The following is a 16395-nucleotide window of genomic DNA, read 5'->3' as shown; positions in this document are numbered from 1 at the left end:
AATGTCGTTAGCGATGTTTTTTTATTTTAACGGCTCAGACTGCCCTCCAGTCGCAATCGTTGACGATAGGGACCGACCGGTATAAAAATCAGCCCCGTTTCATCCCGGGAAGCCGTCCGATAAAGCGCATCGCAGGAATTCACGTCAAACCCGAGAAGCGGGCGCCCTCCCATTCCGAGGGCGGATGCGGCCAGCAATAATCGGTGCACGAGCATCCCCGCCTCCATTTGCTGTATGCGGTATCCCCGCTTGCCAAGCTGCGATTGGAAGAACCCCCTCTTCCCTGCCACGTGAAAGCCGAGCGGCACTTGAAACAAATTGATATTGGGAAGCGACATTCCCTCCTGCATCCGTTGCCGGTGATCTCCATGGCACACCGACTGCAGCGTATGCGAGGCGCCATCGTACCGATAAGCGCCATCCGGAACGTCTTCGATCCCGTAGAAGCAGCCATACAGGCATACACGGGGTTCCGGCCGCTCCTGCGGGCCATCCAGGTCGTTGCGATACGGGAAGGAAGCCGTCGCTTCCCGAAGCAGAGCGGCCAGGCGGGAGAGACCGATCGGCTTCAGAACAAATTCCGTCTCGGGCGAGAACCGGTTGCGGCACACCGCCGCCAAATCATACGATAAGCGGTCTACAGGCGGCAGAGGCAGGGTGAGCGCTTGATCCGGGATTGCCTCCTCATCCTTCCGGATGTGTCGAAACAAGCGCGTCGAATCCAGACGGGACGCATCGTTCATCCGAAGGAGCATCGGATAATCTGCGATCCGCCGCGACCTGACATAGTGATCATGATTGACTGGCGGCAACTCCCGGCACAGCTCGGAAGCGAAGACCGCATCCTCCTCCTCGTTCCCGCTTTCCACCAAGCGGATCGCCGGTTCCGCCGATAACGGGATAACCGCATACACGCTCTCCTCTTGTTCTGATAGTCCGAGCAGATGATTGATGGCTTGATCGAGAAATTGAAAATGCACGCCAGACGAAATTCCAAATCGTTTCGCGATTTCGAGCAGTTGTCCGATCAATACGCCGGCGTCCAGTCCCTGCAGCCGGTAGGCGAGATTGTTATATTTATAAAAGTTTTTCCAGTAAACTGTAGATACGAACGCGGCCCCGAAACAACCGTTCGCGTCGCAGCGATTCCCGAGCGACCTCGCCAAATAAGCGTCGAAATTCCCTTCGCGCAGCAATGCCAACCGATGATGCGCCGCATCGTAATGGTATACGCCGGCAGGCAATTCACCCAGCTTCAGATAGAGATAGAGTTCGCTCGGGTATAGCCCGCCTCCGGAAGGTACGAAGCGCCGGCACATCTGCAAGACGCCTCCCGATTCTTCCCGTGTATCCCGTTCCATGACGGATTGAGTCAATTGCGCAAGCCCGTATACATAGTAGAGGAAATGTCCGATATCGCGAAGGCTGGGCACCCCGGGCGTATCCCTCCCTTCGAGCGTCGCCGGCACTTCCCTGGATAGCGGAAACATCGGCAAGCCGCGATAAAGCTTGTAAGGAAACGGCGCGTCATCCCAATCCGTCTCCCAATCCAAGGGCTTGATCTTATCCGGATCATATTGCAAACGGTGAAGAAAAACGTCCAGATTCATCAGACTCATCGCTTTCCTCCCTGGCTTCAACCGCACCGTCCCGCAGCTGTAGTTAGGGGAACGGGTGCGGATATGGATTAAGCTGCTCGGGCGACAAGGGCTCCAGCGAATAAGACAGTTCCGCAGGGACTCTGAGCACTCTATCCAGTCCCGTCACACGGATGAGATGCTGCCCGAACGTCATCGGCAGCATGCCGGGAATGAGTACTTTCACGCAATGCAGTCCGTTGCGGCGCGTCTCCGGAGTCGTCTGGTCGACCACGATCACTTCCAGATTCAATTGGCGAAAAACATGCAGCATACCCTTCAGATCATCGGTAAGGTCGGCGTTCCAACCCCTTGGTTCAAACGCTTCGGCGAACGTTTGCAGCGGACGATCATTATTCAGCAGAAAATCGAGCCGTTCCTCCGCCTGTTTCAACCCGTACAGCATGGAGTGGTCCTCCATCTGAACGACCCGGTACGGATCGAGAAGCATCCGTTCATATTGCTGGCGGTTTTCCTCGAATTTCTCGCTGACCGTGAGCAGCATGCCCGCCACCTCGTGGATCGCGCTCTTGGCCGCGCGGATCGGATCCGGGTGGGCGCCCGCGGCGCAAATGAGGTTCAAGCCCCGCTCTTTCTTGTTTTTCGCGAGCGCCCACATGCTCGGTATGCCGTGCTCCATTGTCGAATTATACAAATACACGTCATAGCCCGCCACGGCCTCCAAACGATCCGTCATCCATCTCAATTCCCGGTCCTGAACTGAACGGAGGTCCAGACGCGGCAGTGGCAGCCGCGCGTACCAGGTCATGAGGAAGGAGTCGCGCTCCACCACTTCCAGCATCCCGTAGAAGATCGCTTCTTCCAGACTGCCGCCCAACGCGCAGCCATTAGACGTCTCGTAGACGAATCCGTGACCGCAGCCGGAACTGTAATAAGCCAGCAGCTCCGGTACGAGAATCGGGCGCTGCTGCAGAAAGGAATAGCCCCATACCCAATCGATCGGCCGTTCGGGATCGAATGGCTTGAACGGAAAGCCGGTGCGTTCATACTGTTCCTTCGCATGGACGCCTACGCGGAGAGGATCGAGGGCCTGATCCTGTACATTGCGGTAACTGTCATGAACGGCGGATCGCTTGCCGCGGGGCGAGAGACCGCAATAACGCTCCAGTCCCTCCAGGATGGCCGTCATTTCGCTAACCGCATAGGAGTGGGTCCGGCCGGCGCACGCCTCATCTCCGCCAAACAAGGGCAAATTGATGCTCGCATCGGCGAAAGGGGACACAAGGTCGGCCATTTTTCCGTTAAGCAAACCGGTCCTGGCATCTACATAGTCTTTGGCCAAAACATCCTTCAGTTCATCTATCGAACGACAGCGGTACGTGCCGGTGCTGATTTTCAGGCTTGGCTGCAGCGCAATGCGGGCCGTCTCCGCATCGTCTTCCGGCAGTCTGCCGCATATCGGACATAGCGGATCGGGCAGGAAGAAGTGCGAAGAGCTTTTGAGCGTACGCAGATCGATCAAATACATCCGGCTTTCCGTCTGCGGCCGCCCGCCTTCCAGCATCTTCACGGCTTCTTCCGCAACAAGGCGCGCCACCTGCGATAATCCCGTGCGAGACGCCCAAGCGTCCCGGGCGATTCCCCTATGCGACGCCAGCTTCTGCTGCAGGTGCCACGATTCCCGGCGGTCACTTCCCGCCAACAGGAGCCGGGTATCCGTGCATTGCGAGCATCCTTGTCCCTCGGGACGAACCAGCGGACCGACAACCCCCTCTCCGAATGCAACAAAGCCGCGGAGCCAGGGCGTTCCCGACCGCCGGAACCGCTCCTCCGCCGCAGGATGAACGGAAGGATCCCAAGCATCGTTCAACACCAGCGCCAAGTCTCCCGTTGCCGCCTCTCCGGATTCCATGCTCATCTGCGGGACCAGCCGACAGCGGTCATCGGCAGACAATTGTTTGATTACCAAATCCGCGAGCTCCCCTTGCCCGATGACCGTCACGATCGCGCTCAATTCGTCTCCTCCTCTCGCAGCGACACGCCAAACACGCCTGCCAGCTCTTCTCTCATAAACGGCTCTGTCGACAAATCCACGACCTCGATCCGCTTACGGTTCCCTTGCAGGATCTGCCGGGCAGACTCCAGCATCATGCCGTGCTCCGCCTCATCGAAGCCGGGGATCGTCAGACTCTGCGGCAAGGCATCCTCCACCTTGACCGAAGAGCGCTCCAGGATTTGGCCTTGGAGGTCCGCCGGATCGTTTTGGATTTTCATCAGCGCCTGTCGGAGCGCTTCTCGCAGCGCCATCGCGGGGTTGACTCCGACTCCGCCGTACCAGTACCCGTTCGTGCCGACCCAGATGACCGGGAAACCCGCAACCTCTTGTCCCAGTCCGATTAGCGGGGCGTCCTGCATCGTAGTCAATGCGCGCAAGCAATAGCGGCAAATATCGTCCTCAACTTTGCTCGGCTTGATGCGAGAAACGGAGGGAAGGCTGGACTCGGAACGATTTTTCAGCTCCTCGAACAGACATTTCCGCAATCCGCGGAGGATCGCTTCCGCTACTGTCGCTCCCGCGCCGATCCCTACATATTCATCTGGCTGCGAATCGAGCAGGCTTGCGGAATCCGGCTGGGCAGATCTGGCCGCCCTCATCACCCGGGCCAGCCGGGATACGTACGCTTCGATGCCGGCCAAGCCCGCTTCCTTCCTTGCTTCATGGTGCGTCATTCCCGAACAGACGATCTGCGGCAGCAGCTCGGCTGGGCCTTCGGACAGCGGGTCGACTGGCTGGACGCGGCACTGCGAGAGCGGAAGCTGCTTCGAGTCCCCTTCCTCCCAACGGTGAAGAATGCCGGTCTTCGCGGAAGTCAAGCGATAGAAATAAGAGAGGAGCCGGTCTGCTTCCTCTCGCTCCGTACGTTGAGCGATCGGAAGGTCGAACGGATCCGCAGGCTCGGCCGGACGAAGACCGCTGACGAGCGGATGGGGAAGTAACGAATGCCACTCGCCTTCTAATGTTTCGGGATTCAGCAGAAACAGCTTTCCGCTCAACTCCGAAGCGATCGTCCCCGACACGGTCTTAAGCCATTCGAATACGACCACATTCGCGAGCATGGCTTCCGTCGTAGTAGAGACGGGGGCCCGCCGATCTGCATCGCCCAGGGCGGATCGGTGAATCCTGCGCCATGCGGATTCGAAGCAGACGTCCGAATCCGGGTGCACCAATGGCCCCGCTATGCCCGCCTGCCTCAAGTAGATGGCAGGCACCAGCAGCTTCTTCGCTTCCCTGCAGGCCGCGTGCAGCGCTCTTAGCTCTCCGGGTTCGTCATCCTGGGCGACGTAGAGAACGGAATCCGCCAGCTTCACGACTTCCGGCCAATCGACGAAGCCATCATGCGACGGAATGATCTCCTCGACCTCGATCTCGCTGTCCGATAGACGCGCGGCTGCCGTCAGCTCGGAGATCCGCTGGCGATCCGTGGTCGCCCGGTTCGTGATCAGCATACGAAACCGGGGCAACCCGGATTCCAACAAGGCCGCAACGAGCGAGACAAATATCGGACCGGAACCGACCGCAATCGGATTTGCCTGGCGATAGGTTTGAAAGCGGTAAGCGCCCGAGCCGCCCAAGCTATCCAGAAATTCGATCTGTGCGGCATATTTCCGTACTACCGCTTCCGGGAGGCTGTGCGGGCGGTCTTGGCTGCAATCCCGGACAAAGCCGTTATTGAGCAGCACTTCCGCGATTTCATACACTCGTAACCTGTACGGTTCCGGCAGCCCGTCCGTCAGCTCCGCCATGGAATAGTCCCCGTTGAACACGGGCATTAATTTTTCGATCCACCGATCGACCATGTCGCCTTCCATTCGGAATGAACCCGTATTGTTGCGAAAGTAGACGCCTCCATTCGAATCGGGGAGAAAGAACGTATCCCCTTTCACTTTCAGACGCATAGAAGGATTCAAGTTTTATTCCTCCTTAAGGTTTTGCCGGAGGGACAACCGCATGGACGCAGGCCTTCGGTTTCCCCTCATGTTTAAGTTATGTAGAGCGTTTTGTCCTTCATGCCTGAAACAAAAAAAGGAACAGCCCCTGCAGGACGAGACATCTGCAGGGGCATGCCGTTTTGTGGATCGCCAAGCGTGCTTTGCGGTGCTCAGCGGCAGCGGGCGCAGCTTCCGCAACGTGCGCAGTTACCGCAGTGGGCGCAGTTGAAGCAGTTACTGCAGCGGAAACAGTTGCTGCAGCGGAAGCAGTTGCCGCATGAACAAAACCCGCCGCAAAAACCGAAGCAAAAAAAGCAAACGCCAACACATAAGCGGGGATCCCCCGAACCGCTCTGATTTTGCCCCGACGCAGGCGTCATCCCCGTCGAACTGAACTGGCCGACTTTCAAGTTTTGCAGATCCTTCTGGAAATCGCTCATTTTATACCCTCCGTATCATTCATTCACTGTCCTTGCATGTGACAATCGTGAAATGAGAAGGTTTAGGTCGGGATCCGAGCATGCGGCCCCTCCCCCCTCTCGACTGGATATTTTATGAAATAAACTCCGCTAGTGTTCCTATGTCATCCGCCTACCAAAAAACGGTTGAGATTTCGGGATTTCGATGTCTGCCTTTGTATTTCTCCCTCAGAAAGCAAAGCACATCAATCAGTCGGCAAAATGCGGAAAAGCGGCAAACCGGAATGGCTTGCCGTTCTCAACTTGGGGATGGACGGATAGAGGATACAGTCGAGTGGCGGCAGACTCAGACTTATTCATACTCCAGCACGGGATCGGCCTGTCCGGTGCTCGTGATGTCGAGGAGCGCTTGAAATAGATTAGGAGGATATTCGGCGATCCGGTGGCATAGATACAAATACCATTCACGGCCATACGTTAAATAAACGCGAACGGGATAACCCGCCTTCTTCAATCGGCTGCTCAAATCCGGCCGAATCCCGTATAACAGCTCGAACTCAACGCCGGGCTCATGGATCCATCCCCGCTTGATGACCTCATCAATGACAGACTCATCGTGGGTGGCGATCGACACGCGATGGCCTATGCGGATGGCCTGCTCCACAAGCTGCACATATCGCTCATTTAGGGCGGATGAACGCGGCATAGCGAGATGATCCGGCTCTTGGTACGCCCCTTTTACGATGCGGATCCGGCCAGGGATGGGCTGTAAGGCGTTCAAATCCTGAGCTGTCCGGTTCAATTGTGCCTGCAGCGTAATGCCGATGTTCGCATATGCGGACGTGGCCCTTTCATAGATTGCGAGTATCGCATCCGTCTTGGCTGATTCTTCCATGCTTACAAACAGCTCGATGCCGGCCTGCCGGGCTAGAGCGGCAAGTGCTGTCAGATTCTTATATGCCAGATTGCCGTCTAGCGATAAGCCGATGTGGGACAGATCGAACGACACGCGAGCCGGTATTCCACGCTCTGCCAACGCATGAACGAGCAGCGACAGCTCCAGAGCCGCCGCTTCGCATGCATGGAAGTCTGCCGTATTTTCGCCAATATATTCAAGCGAGATGGCGTACCCTTTATCAGCCAGCTGTCGACCTGCCCCAAGGCCATCCTCCCGCTTCTCCCCCGTCACATACTTAGCTGCTGCACGCTGCAGCAGCTGGTAGATGGCCGGCGTCTGCTCGACATAAGTCTTCACATCGGCTCGGCGGGCAATGGATTTCATCGCCTCGGCAATTTTTTTTTCCAAATTAGTCATTGTCATCATCAAGTGGTCCCTCCTCTTGTCTTATAGATCCAATGTACAAGAGGACAGGAGGAGAGGATTGTAAAAAATTGCGCTTATCTAGACGGACAGGGCATAAGTTTGAGGGGTTGTCCCGACGATTTTAGCAAAGGCTTTCGCAAAATGGCTCTGATCATAGAAGCCGGTGTCCACCGCAATTTCGGCAATGGGCCGCCGATTTTTCAATTCTTTCTTGGCATGATTGATGCGCAGCAGGTTTTGATACGCATGAGGCGGTAGATGCGTGCTTTTCTTGAACATGCGAATGAGATGATAACGGCTGATCCCGGCTTCCTGCTCCAGCGAGTCGAGCGTGATCCGATCCGTATAATGCTCATGGATATATTCCTTGATCAGATTGACGTACTTCGGTTCCAGCATGCCATAAGGCTCATGCGTCAGATCGGAGGCATGCTTGTTTACGAGCTTGTGCACCAGTTCGATTAACGCCGTTTCGGTTTCGAGCGGCGACCCGCTCCGGATCAGTGCGTCCATAGTACGATTGAGCAGCTTGCTGCAAGCTTCATTCTTCCCCTTTTCGAGCAAGAACGGAATATGAAGCCGGTTGATATCGGGCATTTCAAGCTGAGCGAACCATTCCGGTTTAATGAACAGCATTTTGTACTTCCATTGCGCATCTTTCGCAGGCTGACAGGCATGTAGAATGAGAGGCGGGAAGCTGATCATTCGTCCCGTTCCAACGCGCCACAAGACGCCATCACACCATGCCTGCGTCTCGCCTTCATCGATTAAACCGATGGAATACTCCTCGTGAAAATGCTTCTGATACGCCAGGTCATTCTTATGGCATCGCTTCGCCTCCAGAAAAGGCAGCGCTTCGTCACGGTAAAAGGTCACATCCGCCATTTACAAGCCTCCAAATTAGGTTAAGCCAGGCCAATGCCTGACGTGTACGTACTAGTTTATCACATAGTTACAGTTCGTATTGATATACCTATGACCGTAAGCACGATATGAACAAAATAAAAAAAAAAGCACCATGAAGGTGCTTTACCAAGGATGAATGATTCCAGTTGTATCTCCAGCGAATGCCGCCACCATTGCCACAAATGCAACAGAGTAGAGAAGGGATTTGAAATACAGTTTTTTGATCACGTTTTTCATGCTTAATCCTCCATTTCTTTAGCGCTTTTAATATAGTATGTGCTTAACTTTTCAAGCGCAGGCTTATGCATAGGGATATTTTGTTCTATATGACTACGTATAATCATGTTCAAACATTCCTTCTCTTTGATTGCATCGTTCACTTTTGAGTAGTAAAATGCTCCTTCCATCAGACGGCTAATGTGGGAATCGAAGTCGCCTATAGCTAAATAGTATTCGCTTTGAAGTCGTAAGTAATCAGCGTACTCGGAATAAGTCAACGGATTTCTTTTATCTATGATCGATAGGCTTACTTTGCTGCCTTCGATTACAACTTTAGCGCCTTCAAGGTTTCTTTGTTCCAAGTACAGTTGCAGGAGATGCTTGGTGGCGGGAAGGGCAAAGGCATCACTGCAAGTCTCGAGGAATGACCATAGCTGTTCAATGGCTTGAGCCGTATTGCCCTTCACCGCATTGAATAATGCTTCCATCAGGATGACATGCTCTTGTGAGTTCGGATAATTAAACTGTTTATACTGTAAAGAGTACATCTCAGCCTCTTTGTATTCCTTTAAGCCGAAATGCGCGTCTCTCAGCACGCCAAGCGCATATATTTTGTAAGGACTGTGACCGCTATCTTCAGCAAGTACTTTTTTGCAATGCTCGATGCTCTCATCATAAATTCTCAAATGATAAGCATGAACCCCTAATTTGTAGTGTAACTCAAGATGCTCCTCCTGCGGCAAGAAGCCGGCATAGTGAAGAATATACTTTCCGCTGTGGTACGTTTCCTTCAATCTGTTGAAATCATTTCGTTCAATTAGATAACGTTGATACATGCTTTTGGCTATGTAAGGCATGATTCCGTGGGAACGCGAGTAATCAAGGATGAGATCATACAATGAAAGCTTGATGCTGTCGTTATCAATGGAGCCGATATCACGATACAATTTCCCTACTAAATACAGGCTGTCTTCATTCGGTGACTCAAGAAACTTGGCGGCGATTTTGAGTATTAGCGAAGGATGTTCAAGTGTTTCTAGTTCGTTCTGTAAAATCGCGTACACAACTTCCGACTTGTGTCCAATTTCGATATATTGTTCAACGATTTCGTTATGGGGAATGTCTAATTCTGCAGCGATGGACAAGATGGATTGAAAATCAGGGCGCTTGACCTCACGGTTTTCAATTCTCGACAGGCTTCCTTTATCTACGCCGACCGCTTCCTGAAGCTTCGACAGACTCATTTCCTTCTTCTGCCGATAGTGCTTGATTAGCTCCCCCAAGCTCTTGGGCTTCGCGGCAACGGAACTCACAGACTCACTCTCCTTTGGCAGCGCAAATCCGCCGCCCGCATTTTACCATCCTGAATGCATATCACAAAAAATCGTTTTGTCAAAATATCCGCACTTCTCTATTTCTTCGATTTTGCGTTCAATCATCGCAAAGGCCGGATCTTGCGTATTTTTATGGGAAATTTCCTCTTCAAGAAGCATATCGAACAATAGGCCAGTGCCGCATCCCATATCGAGAATCCCTTCTTCGCCAAGGAATTTGCGGATGTAGCCGTACACGACCGAGTATCTGGCATATTCCGTGATGCCGGCCAGGCAGTCCCATACTTTGGAGCGGTATTCCTCATCCCATTGTTGTCGAGTGCTCTCAATAGAATCGGGTACATTCGTGCTTTCCATTCCGATTTCTCCCGGTCGCTTAGTAATGAAACGGAACTTTCATGTTACCAGTGAGCAAACAGAGAAATCATGGCTTGACGCAGCCTGATGCGGCATGATGGCAGAGAAATGCAGAACTGAGACTATTCAGGTTGAGTTCTAGATATTATGATAGTGCCGCAGTTATATTTTGTCAAATAATGTCTTGTAGCATAGGGTTATCCGGAATATCGATAATGTGTCTATGGTAAACGAATCAGACGTCCCCCATCGCTTCCAGGCTTTCCGGAATAATCTGACCGCCATCAACAATGATGGTCTGGCCCGTAATATAACCTGCCTCCTTCGAAGCCAAGAAGAGAGCGGCATAAGCGATATCTTCGACGCTACCGAGCCGCTTGAGCGGGATGGACGCCGACATCGACTCCAGATAATGGTCCCCAAGGCCTTCCAAGCCTTCCGTCATAATGTTGCCGGGCATGACGGCGTTAATGGTAATGCTGTAACGCGCGAGCTCGAGCGCCGCACTGCGCATGAATCCCAACTGAGCGGCTTTGCTTGCGCCGTAGTGCGACCATCCCGCATAACCGGTGGCCGGCCCCGTAATAGAAGAGGTAACAATGATTCGGCCGTATTCCGCTTTCTTCAGAAAGGGCAGGCAGGCTTGAAGGGAAAACAGCGTCCCGCGCGCGTTCGTGTTCATCACATGATCCCAATGCTCGCCGGTCATCTCCTCAATCGGCGCATTCGGAAAAATACCGGCATTGGCGCACAGCACGTCGATCCCCCCGAAAGTACCGGCCGTCTCGTTCGCAACCCGCTTCATCGACTCCAAATCTGCGACATCGCCTTCGAAGGCATGAGCAACGCCTCCGTTCTTCCGGATTTGCGCCGCGGTTTCCTCCGCTTTTGCGAGGCTGCGTGCGACGACTGAGACTTTCGCCCCATGTGAGGCGAAGGTTCTCGCAATTCCTTTGCCGATTCCTTTGCTGGCTCCGGTCACGACGACCGTCTTATCCTTCAGTGGCGTCAGCATACAAAACACTCCTATCGTCTATAAAAATAAGCTGCATCGTTTCCATTACATGGATTCAATGTAATCCTACTACAAATCCGGATGCGGAGACAACGCATGATAGATAGAAGTTTTCCAACCTAAGAATGTCATCATCACATATCCGCCACATTTGTGGCTCCAGACTGAATATAAGGATAGTTATATTCGGTTATAATTATGCGAACTCGGGCAGGTCAATCCACATCGAGATATCTCTCCGCCCCCTCCCTAAGTCCTATTTTCCCAAACTTTCCGGGTAGCATAAATATGTAAAAATCCATAGCAGGGATTGTCAAGAGAACGGCGCTATTACTGGAATGGTGCACATCATCATAGGACAGGGAATCACATTGCATCCCGTTATCGCATCCAATGTTGAACTTGATATGTTTCGAATGAGTAATAAAATCGGCCTATGTTCATATTTTCACAAACGGGCCGCATGCCCCATTAAATAAGCGTGAATTTCCTGTATATTAAACGGTGCAAACATGTATCGTTATACAAGATACAGGATAAAAAGTCATAATTAAAAATAAAAGCGTATGCATTTTTTCAGGTATTACTAGGCAAAGCTAGGGAAATCTAGTGACGCAAAGCTAAAGGGGCTAAGGAAGAAATTCTATGCCAGCCAGCTGCCGGCCAATAGCAACCACACTCTATTCGTCGTATGCGTTATTTTGCATGATTCCATCGCAAGTCCTCCCTAGCTGCCTATTAATATAATCTATTGATAGGAAGTGAATTACGGATGAAGATTAGGAGAAAGCAGAGTGCCCGAAGATTGTTCGCCATGACGGTAATGACCATCATGATGTTCGTCTCTTCCCTGGCGCCGGCTTATGCAGGAACGACTGTTCCCGCAGCAAAGGAACCTGATATCAAACAGGGCTCAGCACAGGAAATCCGGAATGTCATGTACTATGGCGATTGGTCGATCTGGGGAGGACAAGGGAACTTTTATCCCAAGGATATACCCGCCGATCAACTAACCCACTTGAACTATGCCTTCCTAGATTTTGATGCCCAAGGCAATCTCGTCTTTACGGACAAGGATGCGGCTGTCGGCGCGCCTGTCGGTCAGGATGGCGTACAATGGGACGCAGCCAATGCAGGCGTCCTCATCGCCCTGCAGCAATTGCGCGCCGAAAACCCGAATCTGAAAATCGGCATCTCTCTTGGCGGATGGTCGAAATCAGGCGACTTCTCCGTTGTGGCGGCCGATGCTGCGAAGCGGGCGAATTTGGTCCAGAATGTCATGAAATTCATTAAGTACACGAACATGGACTTCGTCGATGTGGACTGGGAGTTCCCGGCTGAAGTGCGACAACCTGATCTTGTCGATAATAAAAACGATGAAGGCACGAAATACGCCACCCCGGAGGATAAAAATAATTATATTTTGCTCCTGCAAGACTTCAAAAACGCCTTGAACCAACAAGGAGCCGAGCTTGGCAAAACGTACGAGCTGTCCGTTGCTCTTCCCGCTCCCAAGGCAAAAATTGATATCGGCATTGATGTGCCGAGGTTATTTAACATTGTAGACTTTGCCAATATCATGACTTATGACATGCGGGGCGCATGGGATGAAGTAAGCGGCCATCATACCGGTCTGTATCCGAATCCCAATGATCCGCTCACCGGCAACAATCTGTCCATCGACGAGAGCGTGAATTATTTGATTCAGCAAGGAGCCGAGCCGAATAAGATCGTCATCGGGGCAGCCTACTATACCCGCGGCTGGGATCAAGTGTCGCAAGGACCCGATCCGAATCATCCGGGACTATTCGGTCAAGCCGCATTATCCGCCAAGGATGCGGATCAGACTCCATCCCGCGGCGCGGTTGGCGAATCCCCTCTCGTCCTTGGGGACGGCGGCCGCCGAACTGGGATTTGGTCTTATCGCAATCTCGACAAGTTGAAGGCCACTTACCCGAATCTCACAGAATATTGGGATGATGCTGCCAAAGCTCCTTATCTGTATGATAAGACAAGCGGCGTATTCTACACCTATGACAATGAAAGATCCATTCAAGAGAAGACGAAATATGTGCTTGAGCGCGGCCTCGGCGGGGTCATTGCATGGATGGCTTCCAATGATGCCCCTACTGCGGACCCTGCCAAGCGTGACAAATTAACAAAGGCGACGAAAGAAGGCCTCTTCGGAAGCCTGCCGCTGCCGACACATGCAATCCAATATGCCAAGCTCGGTGTTACGGCAGATGTGAAACCGTATACGGAGCCTTGGGGCAACAATAAAGGGTATGAAGTTACGCTTGTCAACAACGAAGCTTTGACCGAATCGAATCAAGTGCTGAGAGCCGTGGAACGAGGCGCAAAAACGATTAAGCTGCCGAAGCTGTATATCAAGACAGATGGACCGTTGACTTCCGGCGATTATCTGGCTGGCTCCGTAACCTACGAAAATGGTTACACGGTCGTTGACCTGAAATCGGTCTATGATGCAAAAACAATAGAGCCGGGCGCTTCTTATGCGTTCAAACTTAAGGGAGATGCCCAGATGACAAGCATGGAGCTTGTTCAGCGGGTGTCGAATAACAGCCCGGAAATGAACAGACAACTCATTCTGGGCGATGAAGCTCCAAGCAAGAATCAACCGCCTGTATTGCATGGCGTGACCGATCTCACGCTTCGAGTCGGCGACATCTTCGATAAGCTCGCCGGGGTTACCGCTACGGACGCGGAAGACGGAGACGTAACGTCGCGTATTACCGTGACGGGGGAAGTAGACACGAATGTGGCCGGGAAGTACCAACTGACGTATTCCGTCACGGATTCGCAAGGCTTAACGGCCGAAAAAGAACGCATGATTACAGTGACCGAAGCGGTAGCTCCGGAGCATGACTTTGGGGCTGGCCAAGGAATCGAGTGGCCGAAGCAAGTCCATTCTCCGTTCATCGACATGGTTGCATGGGTGACCAAGCCGGGCTATTCCAACAATGGCGCCCCTAACCTTGCCCGAATTTCCGAGGATACCGGCGTGAAATTCTTTAATCTCGGCTTCATTCAGTCCATTTCGAAGGAAATCGTTGACGGTAAAGTGCAATGGGGCTGGGGAGGATACTCCGTACTGAATGAAAAGAATGCAGACAATGCCCAATATCAAGGAATCAAGCAGTCGATCCGGGAGCTGCGCGAGATGGGCGGAGATGTCGCGATCTCCCTTGGCGGTTTGAACGGCGTTACGTTCTGGGAAGTAACTCAAGACACAGATACGTTGTTCAATACGTATATGGAGCTTGTTCAAGGCTATGGACTGACCCGATTAGACCTCGACATTGAGGGCGGCGCCCAGAACAAAGCCCTGAATATCGCGAATGCGAAGGCGATTAAAAAGCTGCAAGACGCAACCGGAGTCGATATCGTATTGACGCTCCCTGTACTGCCAAGCGGTCTGACTTCCGTTCAATTGGATGTATTGGAGGCTTACCTGTCTGCCGGCGTGGATGTCAAAGTCGTGAACATCATGACGATGTGTTATGGCAGCGGAACGCTCCTGCCTGGCGAGAACTACGGTTCCGCTTCGCTGAGAGCCGTTGATTCGACGAAGAATCAAGTGAAGCAATACTACAAGCAGTATGCCAACACGGATCTAACCGATGAAGAGGCTTATGGAATAATTGGAACGACGCCATCAATCGGTTTTGAAGGCGCGGCTCATCCGATCTTTACGACAGAGTGGTCTCAATGGGTGGTTGATCATGCGATCGAGAAAGGGCTCGCGATGACCTCCTTCTGGTCGATGAACCGGGATGCGATGTTGGAAAATAATAGCGGCGTAACGGCGCAATATCAATTTACCGATATTTTCAAAGCATTCGGAAATGGCAGCATTCCGCCGGCAGCTTCAAAACCCGTGATTCATGGGGCAACGGATAAAACGATTTTCGTGGGCGAGGACTTCGATCCGATGGAAGGGGTTACCGCTGCGGATAAAATGGACGGCGACCTGACCGATCGCATCGTCATCGAAGGAACGGTTGATTCCTCTGCTCCGGGGGCATATCAGCTGGTGTACACCGTTGAGAACAGCCAAGGGCAGCAAGCGGTTGCGGAACGTACGGTCACCGTTGCAGAAAAGATCAATCACAAGCCTGTGATCCTTGGCGCAACGGATAAAACGATTCTCGTTGGCGATCACTTCGATCCGCGAGAAGGGATTACCGCTGCGGATGAAGAGGACGGCGACCTGACCGATCGCATCGCGATCGAAGGAACGGTTGATTCCTCTGTTCCGGGAACATATGAGTTGGTATACACTGTAGAAGACAATCAAGGCCTGCAAGCGTCTGCAAAGCGCCAGATTAACGTGATTGATGGACTTGCGGATACGTATGATCCGACGAAGATCTATTACGAAGGCGATTCGGTCATCTACAAAGGTGAGAAATACACGGCAAAATGGTGGGTGCAAGGCCAAGCGCCAGATACCTCGCAAGCCTGGCAAAAAGAAGTGATTCCAAATGAAGACGGCAGTGTGGATTACGTGCCAGGCAATGTCTATGTAGGAGGCGACTTGGTTCGCTATGAAGGCAAGCTCTACCAAGCCAAGTGGTGGACACAGAGCATTCCGGGAAGCGATGACTCCTGGAAGCTGGTAGAATAATAAGAAGACGAAGCTGTATGTACCGGGACTGGCCTGCATGGGCCGGTCCCTTCCGCTTGCCACGAACCGAAAATGAAACGGGGCTGGCCCGCCTCGAGAATATCATCCTCCGCCCACTCTAGTAATCTACCCTACTAAAGCTGAACTACCTCCGCCCATTCTAATGATCTACTCTACTAAGCTGAACCTACCTCCGACCACCCTTGTTACCTTCTTGCCAAAGCTGCATTATCTCCCGCTCTAGTTATCTGTTTCACCAGGCTGCATTATCTCCCGCACTCTAGTAATCTACTCTACTAAAGCTGCACTCCCTAGTTACCTTCTTCACCAAAGCTGCATTACTCCCGCACTCTAGTCACCTGGTCCACCAATACTGTAAAAGTACAGCATTTTCATTGACACGGGGCTGCGAAAATAGGAATGCTGCAAAAATACAGCAATTCCCCTACGGGAAGGCATAAATAGCGTTCAAAATGGCGAAATAATGTAATTTTGCAGGATTTTCTCGGATTTTTGCCTCTTGAGGTTAAAAATGCTGCGCCTGTGCAGCATTTTCATACGGGGACTAGCTGAACCGCGGTTCCC

9 protein-coding genes and 1 riboswitch are annotated in these 16395 nt (G+C 52.5%); of the genes, 1 reads left to right on the top strand and 8 read right to left on the bottom strand.

Going from position 1 to position 16395, the window contains the following annotated elements; genetic code table 11:
• Window positions 1-26: 26 nt before the first annotated feature.
• From L6439_RS13465 to fabG, 8 genes are all read right to left on the bottom strand, one after another.
• Window positions 27-1619, bottom strand: a complete 1593-nt coding sequence (locus tag L6439_RS13465) for a SagB family peptide dehydrogenase (RefSeq protein WP_213469382.1) — start codon at window positions 1617-1619, stop codon at window positions 27-29.
• Window positions 1620-1662: 43 nt separating this feature from the next.
• Window positions 1663-3612 (bottom strand): TOMM precursor leader peptide-binding protein, encoded by a 1950-nt coding sequence (locus L6439_RS13460; protein ID WP_213469383.1) that lies wholly within the window; start codon window positions 3610-3612, stop codon window positions 1663-1665.
• Window positions 3609-5555, bottom strand: coding sequence for a putative thiazole-containing bacteriocin maturation protein (locus L6439_RS13455; protein WP_213469448.1), 1947 nt, complete (start codon window positions 5553-5555; stop codon window positions 3609-3611). Before L6439_RS13455 ends, L6439_RS13460 begins: the two co-directional genes overlap by 4 nt.
• A gap of 804 nt (window positions 5556-6359) precedes the next feature.
• Complete coding sequence (locus L6439_RS13450; RefSeq protein WP_213469449.1) at window positions 6360-7322, bottom strand: proline dehydrogenase family protein; 963 nt, start codon at window positions 7320-7322, stop codon at window positions 6360-6362.
• 87 nt (window positions 7323-7409) lie between these two features.
• Window positions 7410-8216 (bottom strand): AraC family transcriptional regulator, encoded by an 807-nt coding sequence (locus L6439_RS13445; RefSeq protein WP_168180422.1) that lies wholly within the window; start codon window positions 8214-8216, stop codon window positions 7410-7412.
• A 260-nt stretch (window positions 8217-8476) separates the two neighbouring features.
• Window positions 8477-9769: a helix-turn-helix domain-containing protein gene (locus L6439_RS13440; RefSeq protein WP_213469384.1), complete on the bottom strand. Its 1293-nt coding sequence runs from the start codon at window positions 9767-9769 to the stop codon at window positions 8477-8479.
• A 42-nt stretch (window positions 9770-9811) separates the two neighbouring features.
• Window positions 9812-10147, bottom strand: coding sequence for a hypothetical protein (locus L6439_RS13435; RefSeq protein ID WP_213469385.1), 336 nt, complete (start codon window positions 10145-10147; stop codon window positions 9812-9814).
• Between the two features lie 235 nt (window positions 10148-10382).
• A complete protein-coding gene (gene fabG / locus L6439_RS13430; protein WP_213469386.1) occupies window positions 10383-11162 on the bottom strand; it encodes a 3-oxoacyl-ACP reductase FabG in 780 nt (259 codons plus the stop codon).
• A 579-nt stretch (window positions 11163-11741) separates the two neighbouring features.
• A riboswitch (cyclic di-GMP riboswitch) is annotated at window positions 11742-11826 on the top strand.
• Window positions 11827-11934: 108 nt separating this feature from the next.
• Here fabG and L6439_RS13425 point away from each other — a divergent pair.
• Window positions 11935-15810 (top strand): glycosyl hydrolase family 18 protein, encoded by a 3876-nt coding sequence (locus L6439_RS13425; protein ID WP_237096857.1) that lies wholly within the window; start codon window positions 11935-11937, stop codon window positions 15808-15810.
• Window positions 15811-16395 lie beyond the last annotated feature (585 nt).

Origin of the sequence: Paenibacillus dendritiformis (genome assembly GCF_021654795.1) — a bacterium.
Taxonomy (GTDB): domain Bacteria; phylum Bacillota; class Bacilli; order Paenibacillales; family Paenibacillaceae; genus Paenibacillus_B.
The sequence above is the reverse complement of the archived record's forward strand: the minus strand, read 5'-3'. Positions and strand labels throughout refer to the sequence as shown.

Excerpts from the sequence above, each read along its gene's own strand:
- L6439_RS13465 (WP_213469382.1), bottom strand. The coding sequence starts at position 1,619 with ATGAGTCTGATGAATCTGGACGTTTTTCTTCACCGTTTGCAATATGAT.
- L6439_RS13455 (WP_213469448.1), bottom strand. The coding sequence starts at position 5,555 with ATGCGTCTGAAAGTGAAAGGGGATACGTTCTTTCTCCCCGATTCGAAT.
- L6439_RS13450 (WP_213469449.1), bottom strand. The coding sequence starts at position 7,322 with ATGACTAATTTGGAAAAAAAAATTGCCGAGGCGATGAAATCCATTGCC.
- L6439_RS13445 (WP_168180422.1), bottom strand. The coding sequence starts at position 8,216 with ATGGCGGATGTGACCTTTTACCGTGACGAAGCGCTGCCTTTTCTGGAG.
- L6439_RS13435 (WP_213469385.1), bottom strand. The coding sequence starts at position 10,147 with ATGGAAAGCACGAATGTACCCGATTCTATTGAGAGCACTCGACAACAA.
- fabG (WP_213469386.1), bottom strand. The coding sequence starts at position 11,162 with ATGCTGACGCCACTGAAGGATAAGACGGTCGTCGTGACCGGAGCCAGC.
- L6439_RS13425 (WP_237096857.1), top strand. The coding sequence starts at position 11,935 with ATGAAGATTAGGAGAAAGCAGAGTGCCCGAAGATTGTTCGCCATGACG.